Raw genomic sequence first — 18,410 nt, 5'->3', positions numbered from 1 at the left:
CGTCGAGGAGCACGCATGGCCCACAACCCCGGCAAAGACATGGAGATGAGCCCGCATCTGGCCTCGTCCGACATCGGCCACCGCCGCCACCAGATTTTCCCCACGCTGAGCGACCGCCAATTCGACATCCTCAGCCGTTACGGCGAGCGCCGCGCCATCGCCGCCGGCGAAGTGCTGTTCCGCCAGGGCGACCGCCACATCCCGATGTACGTGATCATCTCCGGCGCGATCGAGGTCGAACGCGCCTCGGCGCTGGGATCGACCGTCATCGGCACGCACGGCCCGGGTTCCTTCACCGGCGAGATGGGCACCTTGGCCGGGCGCGCGGCCGTCGCCACCGCGCGCGCCTTGAGCGACAGCGAGATGATCGTCATCAGCGAGGAGTCGCTCGGCACGCTGGTGGTGTCCGAGGCCGATCTGAGCGAAACCATCATGCGCGCCTACATCCTGCGGCGCGTGGCCTACATGCAGGACCAGAGCGGCGGCCTGGTGATGTTCGGCGCGCGCGACTCGGCGCCGACGCTGGCGCTGCGCCATTTCCTCACCCGTAACGGCCAGCCGTCGGCCTACTTCGATATCGACCTGCATGCCGAAACGGCCGCGCTGATGGCGCGCTTCGGCGTGACGGCCGATGACATCCCGGCGGTGGTCACGCCCACCGGCGAAGTGCTGCGCAAACCCAGCCTGCGCCAGCTGGCCGACGGCATCGGCCTGAGCTCCGACCGCATCGACGGCCGCACCTTCGACGTGGTGGTGGTCGGCGCCGGACCGGCCGGCCTGGCCGCCGCCGTGTATGCCGCCTCGGAAGGCCTGAGCGTGGCGGTGCTGGACGCCAAGGCGCCCGGCGGCCAGGCCGGTTCCAGCTCCAAGATCGAGAACTATTTCGGCTTCCCGACCGGCGTCTCCGGCCAGGCGCTGGCCGGCAGGGGATTGTCGCAGGCGCGCAAGTTCGGCGCCGAGGTGGCGGTGCCGGTCAAGGTCAGCGCGCTCGATTGCGACCAGGCGGAATTCGACCTCGCCATCGACAGCGGCGAGCGGCTGCGGGCGCGCTCCATCGTCATCGCCACCGGCGCGCGCTACCGCAAGCCGGACTTGCCGGGGCTGGAGCGCTTCGAAGGACGCGGCGTTTATTACAGCGCCTCGTTCATGGAGGCCACCTTCTGCGCCGACGAGGAAGTGGTCATCGTCGGCGGCGGCAATTCGGCCGGACAGGCGGCGGTGTTCCTGGCCGGTCATGCCAAACATGTGCACATCGTGGTGCGCGCGGACGGCCTGGCGGCCAGCATGTCGCGCTACCTGATCCAGCGCATCGAGGCGGCGCCGAATATCACCCTGCACACGCGCAAGCAGATCGTCGAGATGGTCGGCGGCGACCGGCTCGAAAGCATCGTCTGGCAAACGGCGGGCGGGGAGGCGAGGGCGTCGCCGGTGCGCCATGTGTTCCTGTTCCTGGGCGCCGAGCCCAATACCGCGTGGCTGGGCGATTGCGTGGCGCTGGACGACAAGAACTTCGTGTTGACCGGATCGGATGTGCCGCCGGAGAGCTGGCCGCTCGAGCGCGGCCGGCATTTTCTGGAGACCAGCCGGCCGCGCATCTTCGCCGTGGGCGACGTGCGCAGCGGCTCGGTCAAGCGGGTGGCGGCGGCGGTGGGCGAAGGCTCGGCGGCGGTGCAGGCGCTGCATCAGGCGCTGGCGTCGGATTTCGCCTGAGGCGCATACGTCGTCGGCGGCGCGCGAATGGCGGATTACGCTACGCTAATCCGCCCTACGTGTATCCACGGTAGCGCGCCGTATCGTGGCCACGGAGATACGTAGGGCGGATTAGGCGGAACGCCGTAATCCGCCATCTATGAGCCGTCGAAGACGCCAGCATGGACGATCATGATCACGCCTCGCGCAGGCGCTTGCTGTAGCGGGTCGCGCGCCGCACCGGCGGATGCTCGCCGGCCGGATGCGCCAGCGCCTCCATCGCGCGGTCGTAGCCGTATTGCCACTGGTCGTTCATGTGCTGCACGAAGGTGTCGTACGCCGGCGGCATCGCCAGCTCGATGCGGTTGCGGCGCCAATCCAGCTTTTGCTGCAGCTGCTGTTTGGCCAGCACCCGCGATACGTCCGACGAATCGATCCGCAAGTCCGCCAGATGGGTATTGGCATACCTTAGCCGCGCATTGCCGTTCAAGCCCAGCACCGCGCGCCAGGCCGGTATCGAGAACACCTGGTCGAACGCCTCCTTGAACTCCAGGATGACCTCCATCCCCAGCCGGCGCGCGATCTCGACCGGGAACAGATCCAGCACGCCGCCGATGTATTCATTGCCTTGATACTGGCGGCAGCGGAAGTAGATCATGTCGGCGATGGAGATGCGTGCCGCCTCGGTGATCGGCACGCCGCCGTCGACCAGCAGTTCGCGGGCCACCGCGTGCTCGCCCCAGCGCTCGTCGCTCAGCGGCGACGGCATATCGCGCAGCATGGCGGCGGCGCGCTCGCCGCAGAACACCGTCTCGGCGAACAGCTTGCGCTGGCCGCGCGGCCGGCCCACCTCCGACGCGTCGAACAGCAGCTTGCCGCCGATGATGGCGACATCGACCTCCGGCGCGCCGCTGGCCGGCGGGAAGGGCAGTTGCGGCGGGATGTCGAACAGATAATCGCCGAACAGGTCGGGGATGACCGGCACGCTCGCCGGCGACAGCTTGCGCCGGGCGGCGCGCGCCAGGGTGCCGATCAGCGCCGCGTGTCGTGTTGATTTGAGGCCGCACCAGAAGTCGTACATATCGCGCGACGCCAGCCAGGCGCGCTGCGCATCCGGGTCGGGCAGGTTGTTGATGATGGTCGCGGCGATGGCGCCGCCGCAGCTGGCCAGCAGGATGTCGGGCGCCTTGCCGGACTGCCGCAGCGCCGCGTACATGCCGATGTAAATGCCAAACCGGAAGCCGCCACCGCCCATGACCATGCAGCGTTTATACGGTTTATAGGCTTCTTGTAAAGGTTGAGTCTGTGCGTGCGTCATGGGTGGAACCATACCACAGCACAGGATTCAATCCGGCAATTTGATCTAGTCGACATCTCGATGTCGTGCCGCTTGACGCTGTCGCGAGCGAGGCGAATTATATAGAGATGGATGATTATCGATACATTGCGATAGAAGAGGCTCTTCGCGCTCTGCAAGCGGGCAACGAAACCTTGCATGCGGACGCTGTACTCGTGCGCCAGGAAGTTGCGGCCGTGCAGAGCGCCGTCAATAGGCTTGAGGGTGATGTGAACAAGCTCCAGAGCGATCTGACCAAAGTCCAGAGCGATGTAGTATCGCAACAGACCTTCGTGCTGCAGGTCCAAGCGGAGGTCACGATCTTGAATGGCAAGTTTGATTTTTTTATCGAACACTACGCTAAAAAGGTGGACGTCGAAATGGTACGCACAGAATTCTATAAAGCGATGGAGGCCCAGACGTGGCGGCTGATCACCTGGATGACCGTGGTTTGCTCTGGACTAACGGCCGCCGTGTACTTCATCGCTCGTAACGTCCATTAGGCGTCGTCCCATCACAACTGATACTCCAGCATCACGCGCAACGTGGCGGCGCTTGGCGTGTCGGTCACTCTGCGCCGCACGCCGTCGGCGTCGATGTAGTCGCGCCACACCGTCGATGTTTGCCGTAGCAGGTTGCTGCCGGCAACGCGCAGCTGTGTTCTGGCATCGATCTTCCACAGCGCGTACACATCCAACTCCCGTTTGGGACTGCTGCCCAGCCGCACCTGCGAAGCCTGCCGCACCGCGCCGCCGGCCTGGTAATTCAGATTGCCGCCCACGGTCAGCGCCGATCCCTCCAGGCGATAGTCGGCGCCCAGGTTGGCGGTGAACGGCGTTTGCGCCTCCAGCCGGTTGTCCGGCCCCGGCACATTGTCGACGCGCGACCAGTTGCGCGCCAGGTTGGTGCGCAGATCGATCGCCGGCGCCTGCCGTAGCAGGCGGCGCAACGGCAGCTTGGCCTCCAGCTCCACCCCGCGCACGCTCGCGTTACCGTCGTTGAACGGCGCCTCGACCCATGCGCCGTCCTGCTCGAACAGGCGGGTGATCGTGACATCGCGTATTCGCCGCAGATAAGCGCTGACGCTGACCAGCGCGCCGTCGCCGAGATAATGTTCATAGGCCGCGTCCAGACCCCACGCCAGCTCCGGCCGCAGGTTCGGATTGCCCTGCTCATCGGGATTGGTTGGATTATTGTTGTTGTCGTTGGTGTAGCGGCGCGGCACCAGCTTGACCAGCGGCGGCGCCTTGTAGGTGCGGGCGATGGCCAGGCGCAGCACGTCCTTGTTCGCCAGCGCATAGCGCGTTTGCAGCGACGGACTCCAGACGGCCGAACGCGCATCCAGCGCGTCGGGCGCGTTGGACGCATTGGCGCGGCTGGCGGTCTCCAGCCGCTCGTGGCGCAATCCCAGATAGAGCGAATAGTTTTTGGTCGCCTCCCATTCGTCCTGCGCGAAGAAGGCCACCCGATTGACGTTGGCGCGGTAATCAGCGTTGCTGGTGCTGGTCTGTTCGCCGTCGGCGGAGAAGATTCTTTCGTTGCGGTCCTCGCTGCGCCTGGCCCGGCTGATGTCCCAGCCCAGCGCCAGCGCGTGGCGTTCGCCGACCGGATGGCGATAGGTGCCGGTGCTCGTCACGCTGGTTTCCGACGGCCCGGAGTCGACCAGGTGCCGCGCCAGCGGTTTGCCGCCGCCATCCATGCCGTGGAAGTCGAAACTGCCGCTGCGGCGGTTGCTGCTCACGCCCAGCTTCGTTTCCAGCTTGCCGCCATGGGCCATCAGGTGGGTCCAATTGACATCGCTGCGCAGCGTGACGAAGTCCGCCACGAAGTCGGCGACATTGCGCGGGTACGCGCTGCCGTCGCCGACCAGCGCCGTCTCGTCGGCGCGGTGCTGGTTGTCGACCCGGCGCAGATTGGCAAAACTTTGCCAGCTCACCGTGTCGCCGTCGGCCAGCGTCCAGTTCAGGCGCGGGGTCAAGGTCAGCGCGTCCGTGTGGCCGGATTCGGTCTGCGGCGTACGGCGCAGCAGGACCAGGGCGCCATCCGGGTCGCGCTGCTCCTCCAAGTCGGTGGAGGGCTTTTCCTCGCGTTTGCGCGTCGCCGTCGCCGCCAGGCTGTACGAAAAACCGCCGTCCCGGTCGGACAGCTGCGCCGTCAGCGTCGGCGTGGTCGCACCGGCCTGGCGGGCGACGCTGGCGCTGAGCGAGCGCTGGCCGCGCTTGACCGCCTTTTTCAAAATGACGTTGATGGCGCCGGCCACCGCCTGGTTGCTGAATTCCGCCGTGGCGCTGCGCATGATCTCTATGCGTTCGATCATCTCCGGCGCGATCGAGTCCAGCGAGAATCCAGCGGCCACCGGTTCGCCGTTGAGCATGATCTGGGTGTAGCCGTTGCCCAGGCCGCGCATGCTGATCGCGCCGCCCTGGCCGGGCGCGCCGGAGACGCTGATGCCGGGCAGGCGCTTGAGCACATCGGCCAGGGTCTGGTCGCCCTGGCGCACCAGCTCCTCGTGGTTGATGACGATGGCGGTGGTGGTTTCGCGCTGGCGCTGGTCGGCACGGGCGCCGGTGATTTGCACTTGCAGGGGTTCGGGCGCGTCGACGGCGCCGGCGCCGGTGGCGGCGATCAGCAGCAGGCCGCCGGTGAGTCGGTGTAATGGCATGTCGAGTCCTTGAGGGCCCGGAATTTGGGCGACAGTTGGCCTTGCCGCGGCTTGAGAACCGCGGCTGGAGGCAAGCGTGATTAAAAAGGGAAGGGCTTAGTAACCTAGTTGCTGGCGTCTGACCTTCAACGCATGTTTGGTGGCATGCGCGTCGAGATCGGCGAGCACGGTCGCCGGATCGATCGGCTGGTTATGCCGACGGACTTCGAAATGCAGATGCGGTCCTGTCGCGAAGCCGGTTTCCCCGACCGCGCCGATCGGCTGGCCGGCGGCCACGCGGTCGCCCGCTTTGACGGCGACGCTGTTCAGATGCGCGTACAGCGTTTGCAGCGAGCCGGTCTCGATGACGACGACGGTGCCGTAACGGCCATTGTTTTCCGCCAGTTCGCCGGTGGCGATCACGGTGCCGGCGGCCGCCGCGTAGATCGGCGTGCCTTTTGGCGCGGCCAGGTCGACCCCGTGGTGCGGCTGGTCCGAGACGCTGCGCTGGACGCCAAAGAAGCCGGCCACGCGCATCCTGTCCAGCGGGTTGCGCCATGGGGTGAAGTCCGGCGTCGCCGCCGGCGGTTCGACGGTTTCCGCCACGGCCTTGGCTTGCCGCTCGATGTTGAACGCCAGCGCCGGCTGCAACACCGCGCCGCCGGCCAGCACCGCCGCCATCAGCACCGCCACCGTCCATGTCGCCAGGGTGGTCGGCGCTGGCGGCGAGGTTTTTTGCATCTGCAGGATGCGGGCGGCGATGGTGTCGCCATTGATGCCGCCGAACGCCACGCCGCCGCCCGACGGCATCGCCACCTGGGCCTTCCACTGCCGCAACAGCGCGGCGGCGTACAGCTTGCGTTGCTGCTGCGGGCGGCCCGCCAGCACGTGCTGGTCGCATGCCAGTTCCAGCGCCCAGGTCATTTTCGCGCCCAGCCAGCGCAGCGCGGGGTTGAACCAGAAGACCGTTTGCAGCGCGGCCGAGACGCTCAGGCACAGCGGATCGCGCACGCGCCAGTGATGCAACTCGTGCGCGACGATCATTCGCTGTTGCTCGCCGCTGAACTCCCGCAGATGGCGCGGCAGCAGCAATACCGGGCGGCGCAGGCCGATCAGCATCGGCGAGATCGCCGCGTCGGTTTCCATCACCGCCAGGCGGGATCGCGCGATCTCCGACAGGTGTGGTTCGCTGAAGGCGCCATGGGCCAGCAGTTCAAGCCGCGACAGCCGCCGCGCCGTCATCAGCAAACGATTCCACAGCGTGCGCGCGCGCAGCAGCCGGGCCAGCGCATAGGCCAGGCCGGCGGCGTACAGCGTCGCCCACAATATCGGTAGCGCCACCGCCAGCACGGACGGCGCGCCCAGCGACGAAAGGGACGGGCCGGCGACGGCGCCGTCATGGCCTGACTGGTCCGCGTCGTCATGTTGGTCCCCGCCGTCCTCCAGCGCCAGACGGATCGCCGCCGATTCCTCCGCGCCCAGCGTGACGGCCGGCGCCACGCTGATTCGTTCGCCGTGCGGCAGGAAGGGCAGCAGCGCGGCGCCGGCGACGACGATCTGCGCAGCCAGCCATACCGCGCGCCGCGCTCGCAGCGCCGGCCACACGCGCTGCGCGGCGTTGAGCAGGCAGCACGACGCCAGACCCGCCAGCGCGCAACTGACGCCGGCCAGCAGCCATTTGAACATCAACACGTACGCCGGCATCATGGCTTGGCCGCTTCGTCGTCGGGCCAATCGTGCAGCATCTGCTCCAGCCGGACCAGTTCCTGCTGGTCGACCAGCTTGCTGCCGGTGAACATGGCCACGGGCAGCGGCGCGTCCATTTCCATCACGCGGCGGCCGAAGTCGTGCGCGAAGGCGGCCAGCGTGCCGACTTTTTCCAGCCGCGCGCTGTAGACATTGATTCCGTGGAGCGTGGCCAGGCTGACCATCTGCTTTTCCAGCATGCGGTCCAGCGTCTTGCGGGTCGACGAAAACGACCACGCCAGCTCGCTGGCGGCGGCGTCGTGGATTTCACGCGCGCTCAGCGGCTGCTGCTTCCACAGCGCCTTCAATAACGTCAGCTCGCTGACGGACGGGATGGGAGTGTTTCCGGACATGGCTATACCTTTATGCGACTAATAGGGTGATTATGCGACAGTTGTCGCAATAGGTCAATGCGCGTGGATTCAATTTGTAACATTGCTTTGAATTAATTCCTAATATGCTACGATTGAGCTTTTGCTAATTGCAATTAAAGTATGGTTGACGCAGACGGCACCCGAGGTATCGCGACGCGGGTACGCGCGTGAAGGCGGCAACGGCAGTTAGCGATGCGCTATACAATGCACGTGGCCACAGCGCTCCCTGCCGTGGCCACACCAGCATTGGAAGCACATATGTATTACGGAGAGCGCTTCAACAGCATCACGCACGTGGTGGGCGCGGCGCTGGCCGCCATCGGCGGCACGCTGCTGATCGTGATGGCGGCGCGCAGCGGCGACATCTGGAAGGTTGTCAGCTTTAGCGTCTACGCCGCCACCCTGCTCGGACTGTATCTGACCTCGACCCTGTATCACAGCCTGCGCGGCCGCGCCAAAGATGTGCTGCGGCGGATGGACCACTGCGCCATCTACCTGCTCATCGCCGGCAGCTACACGCCGTTCACCTTGGTGAGCCTGCGCGGGCCGTGGGGCTGGTCGCTGTTCGGCGTGGTCTGGGGCCTGGCCATCGTCGGCATACTGCAGGAGATCTGGTTCGCCAAAGGCGCGCGCGTGCTCTCGCTGGTGATCTACGTCGCCATGGGCTGGGTCGGCGTGATCGGCGCCAGTCCGCTGATCGACGCGCTGGGCTGGGACGGTTTCATGTGGCTGGCCGCCGGCGGCGTGGTCTACACGGTGGGCATCGCCTTTTTCGTCACCGACCATAAATGGCGCTACGGGCACGGCGTCTGGCATTTGTTTGTACTGGGCGGCAGCGCATGCCATTTCGGCGCGGTGCTGCTGTACGTGGCATAACGATTTTTGAGCTGAAAACGTGGATATCAATTCCGACGATCTGAAAACTTTTATCACCGTGATCGACAGCGGCACCCTCAGCGCCGCCTCGGTCCATCTGGGCCAGACCACCTCCGGCGTGAGCCGCGCGCTGTCGCGGCTCGAGGACAAGCTGGCGACCTCGCTGCTGACCCGCACCACGCGCCGCATGGAGCTGACCGAGGAGGGCCACCTGTTCCTGGAGCGCGCGCGCGCCATCCTCGGCGCGATGGAGGAAGCCGAAGAGACCATCCGCATCCGCCGCCAAAAGCCGGCCGGCCGCTTGTGCGTGGACGCGGCCTCGCCGTTCATGCTGCATTGCGTGGTGCCGCACATGGCCGAGTTCCGCGCGCTGTATCCGGACATTCGCCTCGAATTGAGCAGCAACGACCAGATCACCGATCTGATCGAGCACCGCACCGATATCGCCATCCGCATCGGCGCGCTGACCGATTCGACCCTGCACGCGCGCGCGCTCAGTTCCAGTCCCTTGTACGTGCTGGCCAGCCCGGATTATCTGGCGCGGCACGGCACGCCGCAAAAGCCGGAGGACCTGGCCGCGCATTCGCTGATCGGTTTCGCGCAGTACGAGCAGGGTAACAGCTGGCCGCTGCGCCACGCCACCGGCAACAGCCTGCAGATCGCGCCGTCGATATCGGCCTCCAGCGGCGAGACGCTGCGCCAGCTGGCGCTGGCAGGGCAGGGGATCGTCTGCCTGGCCGATTTCATGACGCGCGCCGATCTGGACGCCGGCCGCCTGGTCAAGGTGCTCGAAGACAGCTACACCGGCTACCGCCAGCAGATCCACGCGGTTTATTATCGCAACACCCAGCTGGCGCAGCGCATCAGCTGTTTCCTGGAGTTCCTGCAGCGTAAGCTGTGAGGGCAAGCCTCGATCATGCCAGTGTGTGGCGCCGTACAGATATTGATAGCGTAGCGACGTAAACTGGCCTTGCGTGCTTGGAGCGCATCGTCAGATGAACGCTCGGCAGCAGGTTAGCCGGTAGCCTCAAGTACCGGCACCAACACAGCGTTGCTGCCTCGGGAGAAGATCATGTCGCAGACTACTCATCCATCGAAGTATCTGGTCCGGGCCTACCTTGAGCGCCGCACGCGCGACGTCAAACCGCCACCCAAGCCGGAGGAAATCCGCCGCCAGCTGGGGTGGGGCATGTTGATGTTCGAGCCCAAGGTCGGCAACGGCGGCCGGTCCTGAACGCGCAGAGCCTCATTTCGCCGTTCACCGGCTCTTTTCCGCTATTCGCCGAATAGCGGTTCCCCCGCCTTCCGTTCCCCGGTATTGTTATGTTCATACCGACTTGGGGGACAAACATGAACGCGGAAATCGCTTACCAATGGCGCAAACAACTGGTGTGGGGGCTGCTGATGATCGCCGTCGGCTGCGCCTTCCTGCTGGAACGCGCCGGCTACGTCGACTTCGACATCGACATCACCCGCCTGTGGCGCTATTGGCCATGGCTGGCCGTCATCAGCGGCATCACGCAGCTCATTCCACCGACCACGCCGAAGTACATCCTTGGGGGCCTGGGCAGCCTTTTCACCGCCGGCTGGTGGTACGTCTCCTTCAATCGCATCTGGGGCTGGGGCTTCGAGGACACGTGGCCGGCCGTGATCATCGCCTTCGGCCTCGGCCTGCTGCTGCGCCCACTGCTCGATAACATCTTCGCCTCGGCCGGGGAGAAAAAATGAGCTCCTTCGCCAAAACCGATCCGAAATCGCAGATGGTCATCGGCGTGGCCGTCATCGTCATCGGCCTGCTGTTCCTGGTCGATAACCTGGGCTGGGTCGATCTCGATTTCCGGCGCCACCTGTGGCCGATGGCGCTGATTTTCTTCGGCATCCTGAAACTGCTGCAAACCCGCACCACGTCGGGCAAGTTGATCGGCGGCGGCCTGATCGCGGCCGGCTGCTTCACCATCCTGCGCCAGACCGGCATCATCGACATCCACTGGCACTCGCTGTGGCCCGTGCTGCTGATCGTGTTCGGCGTGGTGGTGGTGTTCAAATCGGCCGAGGGGCGGTCCGCCTTCAAGCAGGGCGGCGCCGTGCCGGACAACGAGTTCGAACAGACCGAGATCAATATCACGTCGTTCATGGGCGCTTTCAAGCGCCGCATCATCACGGCCGATTTCCGCGGCGGCGAGATCACCGCGCTGATGGGCGGCTGCGACCTCGATCTGCGTCAAAGTTCGATCAACGGCGAGGCGGTGCTCAACGTGTTCTCGTTGTTCGGCGGCGTCACCATCAAGGTGCCGGTCGACTGGACCGTGGTGTTGCAGGGCACGCCGATCATGGGCGGCTTCGAGGAAAAGACCGTGCCGCCCGCCACGCAGGGGAAAGTCCTGTACGTGCGCGGCTACGCCATCATGGGTGGGCTGGAAGTGCGTAACTGAGAATGCAGGAGACTTCGTCCGGCCGGCGCGGCGCGGCCATCTACATGGTCGTGTGGGGGGGCATCGGCATCGCGCTGGGCGGCGTGATCTCGCTCTCGAGCGACACGCCGATGGCCAACGCCATGCTGTTCGCCATTCCGATCAATCTGGTGTACGCCTTCGCGGCCGGCTACTCGGCCTACTATTTGTGCCGCGCCTACCCGCTGGGCAGCCGCCGGCCGCTATCGATCGCGCTGGTGCTGATGGCCACGGCGGTGGTGTGCGGGATACTGTGGCTGCTGCTGGGCCACGCGTGGAACGGGCTGACCATGCTGCTGGGCGCCGATTGGGCCGGCATCGTCATCACCCGGCAGATGTCGGCGCTGATCGTCGGACTGGGCATCCTGTTGTACGGTTTGGCCGCCGCGCTGCACTATATGGTGATCGAATTCGTGCGCGCCAAGAACGCCGAGCAGCGCGAGCTCGAATCGCTGCTGATGGCGCAGGAGGCCGAGCTGCGCATGCTGCGCACGCAGATCGACCCGCACTTCCTGTTCAACAGCCTCAATTCGATCAGCGCGCTGACGTCGCAGGACCCGAAGGCGGCGCGCCGCATGACGCTGGAACTGGCCAGCTTCTTCCGCCAAAGCCTGGGCATGGAGGCGCATAAAAAAGTCACGCTGGGGGAGGAGATGGTGTTGATCCGTCATTTCCTGGCGATCGAGCAGGTGCGCTTCGGCCAGCGGCTGCGGGTCGAGGAGGCGCTGGAGGACGCGGCGCTGGCCTGCCTGGTGCCGCCGATGATCATCCAGCCGCTGGTGGAGAACGCCGTCAAGCACGGCATCTGCAATCTGCCGGAGGGCGGCACGATACGCGTGGGCGCGCGGCGCGCCGGATCGATGCTGCATATCCGCGTCGACAATCCGGTCGACGCGGATACGCCGGCGGCGCCAGGCAAAGGGGCCGGCACCGGCATCGGCCTGGCCAACGTCCGCCAGCGCCTGGTGGGCGCGTACAAACATGAGGCGAGCATCCACTGGGGCCGTGGCGACGACGGCTTCGGCGTCGAGATCGCGATGCCGGCGCAAACAACGGAAGGTGAGGATTAAACGTGGAGATCCGTACATGCGTATCATAATCGTCGACGATGAAATGCTGGCGCGCGCGGTGGTGCGCGAGTACCTGTCCGAGCATGCGGACGTGGAGATCGTGGCCGAATGCGCCAACGGCTTCGAAGCCGTCAAGGCGATCACCGAGCTGTCGCCCGATCTGGTGATCCTCGACATCCAGATGCCCAAGCTCGATGGCTTCGAGGTGGCCGAGCTGGCGGGCGCCAAAACCCGCTACATCTTCGCCACCGCCTTCGACCAGTATGCGATCAAGGCGTTCGAATTCCACGCGCTCGACTATCTGCTCAAGCCTTTCAGCCAGCAGCGCTTCGACCAGGCGCTGGCGCATGCGCGCGCCAACGTCGGCAAGGGCGCGCCGGATGCGGCGGTGGACAGCATGGTGCGCGAAGCGGCCGCGCGCAACAAGCCGCTGGGGCGCGTGCTGATACGCGACGGCGCCAGGGTCCACGTCATCGGCAGCGACAAGATCGATTACGTCGAAGCGCAGGACGACTACGTGCAAATCCGTTCAGAGGGCAAGTCCTACCTGAAGAACCAGCGCCTGACGGAACTGGAAGGGCAGCTCGACGGCGAACAATTCCTGCGCATCCACCGCTCCTACCTGGTCAACATCGCCCGCGTCGAGCGCATCGAGCAGGCGACCAAGGACAGTCACGTGGCGATCCTCAAGGATGGCGGCAGGCTGCCGGTGAGCCGCAGCGGCTATCAGAAAATCAGGGCGGCGCTGGGGTGACGCGGCGGTGGCCGGTTAAAACGGCTTGCTTTGTCTGTGGGCCGCGATGCTCAAGATGCTCAGGCCGAGCATGACCGTCAGCACGGCCGACGGCTCCGGCACGGCCGACACGGGCAGCACCAGCAGCGTGTCGTTGCCGGGTGCGATCACGTTGGTGGCGCTGTAGTCGTACTTGCTCAGGTAGGCCTGGGGATCGATGCTGGCGTTCCACACCGGCGTAGGCCCGGAGGCGACGTCGTCGTTGGCGACGATGATGACAGCGGCAAATGACGGCGTGCCAAGCAGCATCAGCCCATATAGCAGCAAGCAAATCATCTTCGAAATAATCTTCGGCATTTGTCATACACCTATTGTTAGTTATAAACAAAAGCGTGGTGATCCGAGCCGATTATCATACTACGAAATAATTATCATTATTTTATTTTTTTTCCATTGTGCCCTCGGCGTCAATAGTGTGCGACTATCATGTCGGGGATGCGGATTCAATCCGCCACCAGGCCGGCATCAGTTGCTGGATCTCGGGGCGGCCGAAGCGGTCGTCGATCAGGTAGACGGTGCCGCGGTCGGACTGGGTGCGGATCACGCGGCCGGCCGCCTGCACCACCTTTTGCAGGCCGGGGTAGGTGTAGGTGTAGTCGTAGCCGGCGCCGAAGATGGCCTCCATGCGCTGGCGGATTTGCTCGTTGACGGGATTGATCTGCGGTAGTCCCAGGGTGGCGACGAAGGCGCCGATCAGGCGCGCGCCGGGCAGGTCGACGCCTTCGCCGAAGGAGCCGCCCAGCACCGCGAAGCCGATGCCTTCGCTCTCGAGCGTGAAGCGGGCCAGGAATTGCGCGCGCTCGGCTTCGTCCATGCGGCGCGACTGGCGCCACACCGGCACGTCCGGGTAGGCTTCGGCGAACTGGTTGGCCGCCTTCTCCATGTAATCGAAGCTGCTGAAGAAGGCCAGGTAATTGCCGCGCTGGCGCTGGTACTGCTGGCCCATCAACGCGGCGATCGGACGCAGCGACTGCTGCCGGTGCTGATAGCGGGTCGAGATGTGGCCGGCCACGCGCACCGCCAGCTGCTCGGCCACGAACGGCGACTCGACGTCGACCCAGGCGGTGGTGTCGGGCATGCCCAGCATGTCGCCGAAGTAGTTCCATGGACTGAGCGTGGCCGAGAACAGCGCGGTGGTGTGCGTGCTTTCAAAGCGCGGCTTGAGGAAGGGCGCCGGCACGATATTGCGGATGCAGAGCACCGAGTTGGAATGGCTGGCGCGCGCGCCTTCGCTTTTCTCGATGTCGAACAGCGCGTGGTCGCCGAAGCTTTCGGCCAGCCGCGCGAACATCAGCGCCTCGAAATAGAAGTTCTGCAGGTCGGCGTCGACGTGGCTCGGATGGTCGGCCATGTAGTCGGAAATCGCGGTGGCCGCCGTCTGCAGCGCGCCCATGAATTTTTCCGGCAGCGTGGCGTAGCACTGGTACTCGGACGATTGGTCCTTCTCCAGCTGGTTCCACTGCCGGTGCACGCGGTCCAGCGGTTTTTTCAATTCCTCCGGCACCGTCTTGCGCAGCATGCGCAGGCTGGCGTGCTCCATCTCGGCCGAGTACATCTTGCGCGCGCGCGAGACCATGTTGTGCGCCTCGTCCACCAGCACGTTGACCTTCCAGTCGTTGAGCTGCGTGAGGCTGTGCAGCATGGCGCTGATGTCGAAGTAGTAGTTGTAGTCGCCGATGACGATGTCGCACCAGCGCGCCATCTCGCTGCCCAGGTAATACGGGCAGACGTCGTGCGCCAGCGCGACCGCGCGCAGCGTCTCGCGGTCCAGCGCCAGGAAGGACGCCGGCGCCGGCGCGCTGTCGGCGGCCGGCGGCAGCATCAGGTCCAGCGCCGACTGGCGGGCGGCCGGAAGGCGGTCGTAGAAGCCCTTGGCCAGCGGGCACGATTCGCCGTGGCAGGCCTTGTCCGGGTTGACGCAGGCGGTGGACTTGGCCGCCAGCTCCAGCGTGCGCAAGGGCAGCAGCGGCGCGCCTTCGCGGATGATGTCGACCGCGTCGAGCGCCATTTGCCGGCCGGAGGTTTTGGCGGCCAGGAAGAACACCTTGTCGACGCCATGTTCGGCGCTGGCCTTGAGCATCGGGAACAGGCTGCCGACGGTCTTGCCGATGCCGGTCGGCGCCTGCGCCAGCAGGCACACGCCGCGGTTGCTGGCCTTGTACATCGCCTCGGCCAGTTGCCGCTGGCCGGGGCGGAAATCGGCGTGCGGAAAGCGCATCGCCTTGAGCTGGGTGTCGCGCGCTTCGCGGTGCGCCATCTCCTTTTGCGCCCATTGCAGGAAGCGGCCGCACTGCTGTTCGAAATAGGCGCGCAGCGCCGGCGCCGTATGCTCCTCGTGCATCACGGTTTCCTTCTGGCTGCCGATGTCGAAGTAGACCAGCGCCAGATGCACCTGGCCCAGGCCCTGGCTCTCGCAGAGCAGATGGCCGTAGATCTTGACCTGCGCCCAATGCAGCTGGCGCTGGTTGTCGGGCATCTTCTTCAAGTCGCCGCGATAGGTCTTGATTTCCTCGAGCCGGTTGGCGCGGCGGTCGTAGCCGTCGGCGCGCCCGCGCACGTGCAGCGGGCCGAAGTCGCCCGACAAGGGAATCTCGGTCTCGTAGTCCTCGTCGCGGCGCGAGGTCACCAGCGCGTGGCCGGCGATGCCCTCCTGCGCGGTGGGCGAGGGCGTGAAGCGCAGATCCAGGTCGCCGGTCTTGGCGGTGAACTCGCACAACGCGCGCACGGCGACGGTGTAGGCGCCTTGGCCAGCGAGCGCGCTCATGCCGCCCATTGCAGATAGCAGACCGAGATCGGCATCTGGTGTGCGGCGCAGTATTCGATCCAGCGCAGCTGGTTGTCCTGCAGGCGGTCGCCGGGGCCTTTGACTTCGATCATGTTGTAGCGCCGCTCGGCGGGCCAGAACTGGATCAGGTCGGGGAAGCCGCTGCGGTTGGCCTTGATGTCGAGCAGGATGCGCTCGAACGCGCGCCGCAGGTGCAGCGCCGGGATGCAATCGAGCGCCAGCCCGATCAGGTCCTCGTCGAGCGCCTCCCAGTACAGGAAGGGCGACTGGATGCCGTGCTTGGCCGTGTAGTTGGCCAGGATGGTGGCGCGGTATTGATCGCCGTCGAGCTGCGCCAGGCAATGGGCGAACTGCTGCGCGCGGCGGCGCTGGAAATCGGCGCTGTGCAGGTCGGCCGGGCCGCGATGGTAGGGATGGAAGAACGCGCCCGGTATCGGACAGAACACGGCGTCCCAGCACAGCAGGCCGAACAGCGAATTGATCAGCGAATTCTCGACATAGTAGACGGGCGCGTCGTCGCGCGTCAGGTGGTCGCGCACGACGAACTCGACGTAGTTCGGCTCCTCCGGCGGCGGCAGGCTCAGATCGATGCGCAGCGCCTGCGCCAGGGTGGTCCGGGGCGGCTTGGCGTGGCCCAGCTTGCGCGCCAGGCGCGGCGCCATGCGCAGCAGCTGCTGGCGTTCGGCCTCGCTCTCGGGCGCCTGCAGCGCGACCTGCAGCAGGTCGAAGGCCTCGCGCGGCTGCTCGTCCTTTTCCAGCACGCGGATGGCGCGCGCGCGGGCGCCCGGATAGTGACAGCCGGCGTAGAGCGCGTGCGCGGCCTTCCAGTCGGCCAGCTTTTCCAGGTGCTGGGCGATGGTGAAGGTCAGCTTGTCGCGGCGGCTGCGCAGCCACTCGTTGTCTTCCGAGCACGGCGGCAGGTCGCGGATCACGTCGGCCGGATCGTCGCCGTCGACAAAGCGCTCGTGGCACTGGTGCAGCATGAGGAAATCGTCGATATCGCGGCGGCTGCGGAAACCGCGCGCGGCCGGCGAAAACGCCACCTTTTCGTACTGGTAGATGCCCAGGTCCGACAGCACGAACTCGGTCCAGTCCTGATGATAGTTGCCGAAGAAGATAAGGCGCAGGCGATCGCACAGCTGCTGCGTCAGGTTGCTGTAGGCGTGGTCGCCGGAGCCCTCATACCAGTTGGAAAAGCGGTGCTGGCCGTCGTATTGCTCGCGCAGCGCCGCGAGCTGCTCGGCCTTGCGCAACTGACGCAGGTGCGGCGTCAGCTGGAAGATCTTGCCGATCTCGGGTTTTTGCAGCAGATCGAACAACTGTTGCAGATCCAGCAGCGGATCCTCCTCGATCAGGCCCAGCGCGGCCAGCGGGCGGGCGGCCTCGTGTGTGCTACCGATTTCGGCGTACGCCAGCTTACTGGCCCGAAACAGCGTCCCCTTGCGCATGACCATCCGCACCAGCAGCGCGCGCGACGCCTGGGGCAGGGTAGGGAAGGCGGAAATGAAATCGCGTTCCTCGGCGATAAGCAGATCGTCGTAACGGTCGCCGATCCACGCCAGCACCTGGTGGAAGTTATCCAGGTAATAAAACGCGTTGTCGAGAACTTTGATCATTGCGGGGAAGCGGAAGCGAGGAGGGCGATAAACTGTATTTATATACAGTGTATCGCGTTCGGCGCCGCTTGCCCAGCAAAATCAACTCCGGGGTCAGGTCCACCATTTCTACACGAGCTGCGCCGTAATGCGGCGTACGGCAGGGCTTGTGTAGAATTGGTGGACCTGACCCTGGATTAGGCTTGCTTGGCGGCGGGGGTGTTTTTTTCCACCAGTTCGCTGGCTTTGGCGATTTGTGCTTCGACCGCCTGCACCGCCTGCTTGGTGGCCTTGGTCACCTGCTCGTAGCCGCTGAAGGCGTTGTCGATCGCCGTTTTGACGATCTGCACCGCGTTCTCCGAGCCCGGACGCACGTTCTTCGTGACGTCGTAGATCAGCGCGCTCAGATTGCTCTTGGCCTCGGCCACGTGGGCGTCGGCCGCGCGCGTGAACTCTTCGCGGATCTCGGCGATGATCACCCCCAGCTGCTGGTTGTAGGCGTTGGCGCCCGCCACGCCGGGCTGCAGCTTGGCCGCGGCCAGGCTCATCGCCGCCTTCGGATCGGCCGCTTGGCTGATTTCCTTGCCTGCGGCCAGGCCGTCCTCCAGCTGCGACTTGGCGGTGGCCATGTTCAGCGCCACCACCTGCTCGACGCCTTGCACCGCTTTGTTGGTCAGCGCGTTAAATGTTTCAAGTTGGAATTCAAACAGGGCTTTTGTCGCGTTGGCAAATTGCTCGGGATTCGTAAACATACAGTCTCCTCATGATGATGATGGTATGTAATGCCCCGGGGTGCTCCCGTGTTGTTGTGGGTCCATTATTTAGCAAGAACTAACTTTTCGCAACGGCTATCTTTGAACGGGCCGCGCGCCTTTTCCCAGCCGGGGCCGAGCGGCGTTTGCGAGCACGCCAGCTTGCCGTCGAGCTTGCTGCGCCATTCCCACCACGGCGCCGGGCCGGCGGCGAGCTCGGCGCAGCAAAGCATCAGTGTCAGCAGGGCGGCGGCGCGGGTATTGATATTTGTCATGGTTTGAGCGTACAGCAAAACGGCGCCC

Annotated in this window: 18 protein-coding genes; 9 read left to right on the top strand and 9 right to left on the bottom strand. The window is 65.3% G+C overall.

Going from position 1 to position 18,410, the window contains the following annotated elements; genetic code table 11:
* Positions 1-15 precede the first annotated feature (15 nt).
* Positions 16-1,710 (top strand): FAD-dependent oxidoreductase, encoded by a 1,695-nt coding sequence (locus JOD97_RS14540; protein WP_229264455.1) that lies wholly within the window; start codon positions 16-18, stop codon positions 1,708-1,710.
* A gap of 175 nt (positions 1,711-1,885) precedes the next feature.
* Here the strand turns inward: JOD97_RS14540 and JOD97_RS14535 are convergent, their stop codons facing one another.
* On the bottom strand, positions 1,886-3,007 hold the full coding sequence (locus tag JOD97_RS14535; RefSeq protein ID WP_229264454.1) for a patatin-like phospholipase family protein: 1,122 nt from the start codon (positions 3,005-3,007) through the stop codon (positions 1,886-1,888).
* Between the two features lie 107 nt (positions 3,008-3,114).
* On the opposite strand from JOD97_RS14535, the gene JOD97_RS14530 reads away from it, so the two are divergent.
* Entirely contained in the window at positions 3,115-3,528 is a 414-nt protein-coding gene (locus JOD97_RS14530) for a hypothetical protein (RefSeq protein ID WP_209718876.1), read from the top strand.
* A gap of 11 nt (positions 3,529-3,539) precedes the next feature.
* Here the strand turns inward: JOD97_RS14530 and JOD97_RS14525 are convergent, their stop codons facing one another.
* The 3 genes from JOD97_RS14525 to JOD97_RS14515 form a co-directional block, all read right to left on the bottom strand.
* The gene (locus tag JOD97_RS14525) at positions 3,540-5,687 is read right to left on the bottom strand and encodes a TonB-dependent siderophore receptor (protein ID WP_209718874.1); all 2,148 of its coding nucleotides are present in this window, start codon (positions 5,685-5,687) and stop codon (positions 3,540-3,542) included.
* A gap of 96 nt (positions 5,688-5,783) precedes the next feature.
* Positions 5,784-7,373, bottom strand: a complete 1,590-nt coding sequence (locus JOD97_RS14520) for a M23/M56 family metallopeptidase (RefSeq protein ID WP_209718871.1) — start codon at positions 7,371-7,373, stop codon at positions 5,784-5,786.
* A complete protein-coding gene (locus tag JOD97_RS14515; protein ID WP_209718866.1) occupies positions 7,370-7,765 on the bottom strand; it encodes a BlaI/MecI/CopY family transcriptional regulator in 396 nt (131 codons plus the stop codon). Before JOD97_RS14515 ends, JOD97_RS14520 begins: the two co-directional genes overlap by 4 nt.
* Before the next feature lie 279 nt (positions 7,766-8,044).
* Between JOD97_RS14515 and JOD97_RS14510 the strand changes: the two genes are divergently transcribed.
* From JOD97_RS14510 to JOD97_RS14480, 7 genes are all read left to right on the top strand, one after another.
* Entirely contained in the window at positions 8,045-8,662 is a 618-nt protein-coding gene (locus JOD97_RS14510; RefSeq protein ID WP_209718863.1) for a hemolysin III family protein, read from the top strand.
* Between the two features lie 19 nt (positions 8,663-8,681).
* Positions 8,682-9,563, top strand: coding sequence for a LysR family transcriptional regulator (locus JOD97_RS14505; protein WP_209718860.1), 882 nt, complete (start codon positions 8,682-8,684; stop codon positions 9,561-9,563).
* A 171-nt stretch (positions 9,564-9,734) separates the two neighbouring features.
* A complete protein-coding gene (locus tag JOD97_RS14500) occupies positions 9,735-9,896 on the top strand; it encodes a hypothetical protein (RefSeq protein ID WP_209718857.1) in 162 nt (53 codons plus the stop codon).
* 116 nt (positions 9,897-10,012) lie between these two features.
* Positions 10,013-10,390, top strand: a complete 378-nt coding sequence (locus JOD97_RS14495) for a LiaI-LiaF-like domain-containing protein (protein WP_209718853.1) — start codon at positions 10,013-10,015, stop codon at positions 10,388-10,390.
* Positions 10,387-11,094, top strand: a complete 708-nt coding sequence (locus JOD97_RS14490; protein ID WP_209718850.1) for a LiaI-LiaF-like domain-containing protein — start codon at positions 10,387-10,389, stop codon at positions 11,092-11,094. Before JOD97_RS14495 ends, JOD97_RS14490 begins: the two co-directional genes overlap by 4 nt.
* 2 nt (positions 11,095-11,096) lie before the next feature.
* Positions 11,097-12,182 (top strand): sensor histidine kinase, encoded by a 1,086-nt coding sequence (locus JOD97_RS14485; protein ID WP_209718847.1) that lies wholly within the window; start codon positions 11,097-11,099, stop codon positions 12,180-12,182.
* Between the two features lie 16 nt (positions 12,183-12,198).
* Positions 12,199-12,936, top strand: coding sequence for a LytTR family DNA-binding domain-containing protein (locus tag JOD97_RS14480; RefSeq protein WP_209718844.1), 738 nt, complete (start codon positions 12,199-12,201; stop codon positions 12,934-12,936).
* A 15-nt stretch (positions 12,937-12,951) separates the two neighbouring features.
* Here JOD97_RS14480 and JOD97_RS14475 read toward each other — a convergent pair whose 3' ends face one another.
* The 5 genes from JOD97_RS14475 to JOD97_RS14455 form a co-directional block, all read right to left on the bottom strand.
* Positions 12,952-13,272: a hypothetical protein gene (locus JOD97_RS14475; RefSeq protein WP_209718841.1), complete on the bottom strand. Its 321-nt coding sequence runs from the start codon at positions 13,270-13,272 to the stop codon at positions 12,952-12,954.
* Between the two features lie 127 nt (positions 13,273-13,399).
* Complete coding sequence (locus tag JOD97_RS14470; protein WP_209718839.1) at positions 13,400-15,748, bottom strand: ATP-dependent DNA helicase; 2,349 nt, start codon at positions 15,746-15,748, stop codon at positions 13,400-13,402.
* Entirely contained in the window at positions 15,736-17,376 is a 1,641-nt protein-coding gene (locus JOD97_RS14465; RefSeq protein ID WP_209718836.1) for a VRR-NUC domain-containing protein, read from the bottom strand. The genes JOD97_RS14470 and JOD97_RS14465 overlap by 13 nt, the downstream gene beginning before the upstream one ends.
* A 176-nt stretch (positions 17,377-17,552) precedes the next feature.
* Positions 17,553-18,107 carry a phasin family protein gene (locus JOD97_RS14460; protein ID WP_209718833.1) on the bottom strand — a complete coding sequence of 185 codons (555 nt, stop codon included), beginning with the start codon at positions 18,105-18,107 and terminating at the stop codon, positions 17,553-17,555.
* A gap of 65 nt (positions 18,108-18,172) precedes the next feature.
* The gene (locus tag JOD97_RS14455; RefSeq protein ID WP_229264542.1) at positions 18,173-18,400 is read right to left on the bottom strand and encodes a hypothetical protein; all 228 of its coding nucleotides are present in this window, start codon (positions 18,398-18,400) and stop codon (positions 18,173-18,175) included.
* Positions 18,401-18,410: the final 10 nt, after the last annotated feature.

It is taken from the genome of Duganella sp. 1411 (genome assembly GCF_017833525.1).
GTDB lineage: Bacteria > Pseudomonadota > Gammaproteobacteria > Burkholderiales > Burkholderiaceae_D > Rugamonas.
The sequence above is the reverse complement of the archived record's forward strand: the minus strand, read 5'-3'. Positions and strand labels throughout refer to the sequence as shown.

Bases quoted from the DNA above. Each gene is read 5' to 3' on its own strand.
- JOD97_RS14540 (WP_229264455.1), top strand. From the start codon at position 16: ATGGCCCACAACCCCGGCAAAGACATGGAGATGAGCCCGCATCTGGCC.
- JOD97_RS14535 (WP_229264454.1), bottom strand. From the start codon at position 3,007: ATGACGCACGCACAGACTCAACCTTTACAAGAAGCCTATAAACCGTAT.
- JOD97_RS14530 (WP_209718876.1), top strand. From the start codon at position 3,115: ATGGATGATTATCGATACATTGCGATAGAAGAGGCTCTTCGCGCTCTG.
- JOD97_RS14525 (WP_209718874.1), bottom strand. From the start codon at position 5,687: ATGCCATTACACCGACTCACCGGCGGCCTGCTGCTGATCGCCGCCACC.
- JOD97_RS14520 (WP_209718871.1), bottom strand. From the start codon at position 7,373: ATGATGCCGGCGTACGTGTTGATGTTCAAATGGCTGCTGGCCGGCGTC.
- JOD97_RS14515 (WP_209718866.1), bottom strand. From the start codon at position 7,765: ATGTCCGGAAACACTCCCATCCCGTCCGTCAGCGAGCTGACGTTATTG.
- JOD97_RS14510 (WP_209718863.1), top strand. From the start codon at position 8,045: ATGTATTACGGAGAGCGCTTCAACAGCATCACGCACGTGGTGGGCGCG.
- JOD97_RS14500 (WP_209718857.1), top strand. From the start codon at position 9,735: ATGTCGCAGACTACTCATCCATCGAAGTATCTGGTCCGGGCCTACCTT.
- JOD97_RS14495 (WP_209718853.1), top strand. From the start codon at position 10,013: ATGAACGCGGAAATCGCTTACCAATGGCGCAAACAACTGGTGTGGGGG.
- JOD97_RS14490 (WP_209718850.1), top strand. From the start codon at position 10,387: ATGAGCTCCTTCGCCAAAACCGATCCGAAATCGCAGATGGTCATCGGC.
- JOD97_RS14485 (WP_209718847.1), top strand. From the start codon at position 11,097: ATGCAGGAGACTTCGTCCGGCCGGCGCGGCGCGGCCATCTACATGGTC.
- JOD97_RS14480 (WP_209718844.1), top strand. From the start codon at position 12,199: ATGCGTATCATAATCGTCGACGATGAAATGCTGGCGCGCGCGGTGGTG.
- JOD97_RS14475 (WP_209718841.1), bottom strand. From the start codon at position 13,272: ATGCCGAAGATTATTTCGAAGATGATTTGCTTGCTGCTATATGGGCTG.
- JOD97_RS14470 (WP_209718839.1), bottom strand. From the start codon at position 15,748: ATGGGCGGCATGAGCGCGCTCGCTGGCCAAGGCGCCTACACCGTCGCC.
- JOD97_RS14465 (WP_209718836.1), bottom strand. From the start codon at position 17,376: ATGATCAAAGTTCTCGACAACGCGTTTTATTACCTGGATAACTTCCAC.
- JOD97_RS14460 (WP_209718833.1), bottom strand. From the start codon at position 18,107: ATGTTTACGAATCCCGAGCAATTTGCCAACGCGACAAAAGCCCTGTTT.